This window comes from Mesorhizobium sp. M2A.F.Ca.ET.042.01.1.1, assembly GCF_003997405.1.
GTDB lineage: Bacteria > Pseudomonadota > Alphaproteobacteria > Rhizobiales > Rhizobiaceae > Mesorhizobium.
Map to the genome: position 1 here is coordinate 1 of NZ_RZRX01000391.1, position 3896 is coordinate 3896.

Below are 3896 nucleotides of genomic sequence, written 5' to 3' on the forward strand. Positions count from 1 at the left end.
GAGGCTTCCGCCGATCTCGGCGAAAGCGCCTTCGGCACCTTCCGGCGGGTGACGCTGCCCATGGTCGCGCCGGCGATCATCTCCAGCCTGCTCGTCTGCTTCACCATCTCGCTCGACGAGTTCATCATCGCCTTCTTCCTCACCGGCACCGAGGCGACGCTGCCGATCTACATCTGGGGCCAGCTGCGCTTCGCGGCCAAGCTTCCCGGCGTGCTGGCGCTCGGCACCTTGCTGCTGTTAGCGTCCTTCGTGCTGATGACTGTCGCCGAAATCCTGCGCCGCCGCGCGGCGAGACGCACCCAGAACGAGGGAGGCCTCCATGCTTGAGCGGGTCCAGTCCGAGCGCATCCAATCCGACCGCACCATGATCGACATCCGCGACGTCACCCGCAGCTACGGATCGTTCAAGGCGCTGGACAATGCATCGCTGGCGATCCGCGAAGGTGAGTTCTTTTCGCTGCTCGGGCCCTCGGGCTGCGGCAAGACCACGCTGTTGCGCATGATCGCCGGTTTCGACACGCCGACCAGCGGCTCGATCGCCGTCGACGGCCAGCCGATGGACGGCATTCCCGCCAACCGGCGACCCACCAACATGGTCTTCCAGAGCTATGCGATCTTCCCGCATCTCAACGTCGAGCAGAACGTCGCCTATGGGCTGAAGCGGCTGAAGCTGCAGGGCGGCGAAGAAGAACGCCGCGTCGAGGAGGCGCTGGCGCAGGTGTCGCTGACCGGCCTCGGCAAGCGCCGCGCCACCGAGCTCTCCGGCGGCCAGCGCCAGCGCGTCGCGCTCGCCCGGGCGCTGGTCATGCGGCCGAAAGTGCTGCTGCTCGACGAGCCGCTTTCGGCGCTCGACAAGAAGCTGCGTGAGCAGATGCAGGTCGAGTTGCGCCGTCTGCAGCAGGCGGTCGGCATCACCTTCGTGCTGGTCACGCATGACCAGTACGAGGCGCTCGCCATGTCGGACCGCATCGCCGTGATGTTCGGCGGCCGCGTCGCGCAGGTCGCCTCGCCGAAGGAGATCTACCAGCGCCCGGTCAATCGCCAGGTGGCCGACTTCCTAGGCGGCATGAACTTCGTCAAGGCCGAGATCGTCGAGGAGAACGGGGCTTCGCTGGTGCTCGACACGCTGGGCTTCGGCCGTGTGAAGACCGACAAGCCGAAGGCTTTCATGCGCAATGGCGGCGCGGCGACGCTTGGCATTCGACCCGAACGCCTGCGCGTTCTGTGGGACGATGCGTCGGCGAAATTCGAGGTGGCCGGCAAGGTGGTGGAGCGCCACTATTTCGGCGAGATCACCCATCTGATCGTCGAGATACCGGGGCTCGAAAAGCCGCTCTCGGTGACCGAGACCAACGATTTCGGCGCCGACGACATTCCGGTCGGCGCGCCGATCCGCCTTGCCTACGACCCCGAGGCTCTGGTGGCGATGGCCGACTGAATCTTGCCAGCGGCGATACGCCCGGCGACGATCGCGCCCTCGACATAACCCGGGAAAGACGGCGAGACTTCCGAAGCGGCGAAATAGACCGGCGGCGCGCCGGCAAGGATCACGCGCTCGGCATGGCGCGCGGTCACATCGATGATGAGATCGCTATAAGCGCCGCCGCTCCAGCGGTCATGAGTCCAGTCACGCGCGCTGAAATCGATGATGTCGGCGGCCTGCGGGCCGAGCGCCTGGACAAGCCTGGCGGTGATTTCCGCCTGCAGCGCCGCCTCGCCGAGCGGATGCCAGCGCAGCGCGAGTGGCCCGCCGACAAAGACGATAAGCGCGGCGTGACCGGCATCCTGGCTGGCGTCGCAGGCAAACAGCCCCGGCTGGTCGCGCCACATCACCATGCCGCACAGGCCCCGCTCGCGCCAGAACGGCTTTGCGTAGCGCACCAGGATCTTGATCACCGCGCCGCTTTCCCAGACGCCGAGCGCGCCTGCAAGCTCGGCAGGCAGGGCAGGCGCGAAGTCGAGCTTGGCGGCCGTCGCCGGCGGCAGCGCGATCAGAACCTCGCGCGCTTCGATCGTGGCCGCGCCGGTGCTGATGCGAACGCCTTGCGAGGCGCGCTCGACACGCGTCGCCGCCTGGTTCAGGCGCAGCCGGTCGCCGAGCTCGGCGGCCAGATCCTCGGCTAGCGATTGCATGGTGTCGCCCAGAAAATACTGCAGCTCGAACACCTCGTTGGTGATGCGGCGGTCATTGTCGATCAGGTACCAGAGCGGCACCTTGTCCAGCGCCAGGCACCACAGGCCCTCGATCATCGAACGGAAGGCCGCCTTGGCGTCGGCCGTGTCTTTCTGGCGTTCGAGCCATGTCGCCACGGTCAGTCCGGCGATCGAGGCATCGTCCGGCTCGATCCTGTTCATGCGCTCGCGGATCGCCATCGCGATCCGATAGGTCCGCTCGGCTTCCTCGACCGACATCGACGGATGGGTGATGAACTCGCCTTCGATATAGGTCTCGACGAAGCTCTTGCCCCGCGCCTTGGCCAGCGCCATCAGCTCGGGCATGTCCTGGCATAGGAACTGCCCGCCGCTGTCGATCAGCTCGCCGAGCCCGTTGCGGACAGCCTCCACCCTGCCGCCGACACGATCGCGTGCTTCAAGGACAAGGAAATCGATACCCGCCCGCTTCAGCTCGAGCGCGGCGCATAGGCCGGTGAAGCCGGCGCCGACGATGACGACGTCGGTTCTTTCAATGATGCTGCTCAATAGCCGGCCTTGATCTTCTCGAATTCGGCGACCATGCGCTGCTTGAGGTCCGGCGCCACCGGCTGCTGGAACAGCGTCTTGTCGAGGAACTTGTCGAGATTGTCGAAGCCGCGCTCGGTGAGCAGCTTCTGGTCCATCGCCGCCATGCCCGCGCTGTTGCCGTGACCGTAGCCGAAGGTCTTCACCATATACTCCGAAACGCCCGGCGCGTTGACCGCGCTCAGGAAATCATAGGCCTGGTCGAGCTTGCCCGGCGCATCCTTAAGCAGCACATAGCCGCACACCCAGGTCGAAATGCCTTCCATGGTGTCGCGGTTCATGGCGATCGGCATCCCCTGGCCTTTCAGCGTCACATAGGTCTCATTCCAACCCCAGACCAGATCGACCTCATTGCCCGTGAAGGCCTGGTTGAGATCGGTGTCGTCGGTCCAGTAGAAGCGGACATTCTTGTGCACGTCGCGCAGGAAGGCGGAGGCCTCTCTGAACTGCTCGTCCGTCATCCTGGTCCAGTCCTTCAGGCCGATGACCAGGCTCGCCAGCGCATAGGCGTCGTCGACATTGTCGCCGATGGTGACGCGGCCCTTGAACTTCGGATCGGCGAAGACCTTCAGCGATTGCGCCTCGTCCGCCGTCACCTTGTCGGTGCGGTAGAGCAGCGAGGTGTTGCCCCAGTCGAACGGCATGAACCAGGCCTTGCCGTCGGCGGTGGTGGCCAGATCCTTCATCGCCATGATGCCGGGATTGAGATCTTTCCAGCCGGCAATCTTCGAGGTGTCGAGCGGCTGCAGCAAACCCGCCTCGCGCCACTTCACCACGCTTTGCGAGCAGGGATGCGCGATATCGGCCTTGAAGCCGGCGCGCATCTTCTCGAAGGCCTCATCCTCATCGCCGAAGAAGGAGAAGGTCGGCTCGGCATTGTATTTGCCTGTGTAGGCCGGATGCAGCAGCGGGTCCTCGTAACCGGACCAGTCGAACACGACGAGGTCGCCGCCGCCTTCCGCAAGCGCATAGGCGGTGCCCGCGCCGACTGTGACGAGAGCGGCCAAGGCAAGGCGGCGAAGCATGGTCTTCATGGCGCGAAAAACTCCCCCATCGCGGACGACTGAAGGAAGTTAGGAGAATTCAGAAGTTTTGGCGAGCCCGCTCACTTTGCTCCGCTTGGCAAGTGAGCGGGTCGCCAAAAATTCGCTCAATAG

Annotated in this window: 4 protein-coding genes; 2 read left to right on the forward strand and 2 right to left on the reverse strand. The window is 64.9% G+C overall.

Annotated elements, in window-relative coordinates; translation table 11 throughout:
• On the forward strand, positions 1-327 hold a 327-nt coding region (locus EOA23_RS32395), incomplete at its 5' end, for an ABC transporter permease subunit (protein WP_127307069.1).
• Positions 328-364: 37 nt separating this feature from the next.
• A complete protein-coding gene (locus EOA23_RS32400) occupies positions 365-1438 on the forward strand; it encodes an ABC transporter ATP-binding protein (protein WP_127307072.1) in 1074 nt (357 codons plus the stop codon).
• On the opposite strand, the gene EOA23_RS32405 is transcribed toward EOA23_RS32400, so the two are convergent.
• A complete protein-coding gene (locus EOA23_RS32405) occupies positions 1402-2700 on the reverse strand; it encodes a flavin monoamine oxidase family protein (RefSeq protein WP_127307070.1) in 1299 nt (432 codons plus the stop codon). The two genes, EOA23_RS32400 and EOA23_RS32405, sit on opposite strands and share 37 nt — an antisense overlap.
• Positions 2697-3773 carry an extracellular solute-binding protein gene (locus EOA23_RS32410; RefSeq protein ID WP_127307071.1) on the reverse strand — a complete coding sequence of 359 codons (1077 nt, stop codon included), beginning with the start codon at positions 3771-3773 and terminating at the stop codon, positions 2697-2699. The genes EOA23_RS32405 and EOA23_RS32410 overlap by 4 nt, the downstream gene beginning before the upstream one ends.
• Between the last annotated feature and the right edge of the window lie 123 nt (positions 3774-3896).

Bases quoted from the DNA above. Each gene is read 5' to 3' on its own strand.
- EOA23_RS32400 (WP_127307072.1), top strand. From the start codon at position 365: ATGATCGACATCCGCGACGTCACCCGCAGCTACGGATCGTTCAAGGCG.
- EOA23_RS32410 (WP_127307071.1), bottom strand. From the start codon at position 3,773: ATGAAGACCATGCTTCGCCGCCTTGCCTTGGCCGCTCTCGTCACAGTC.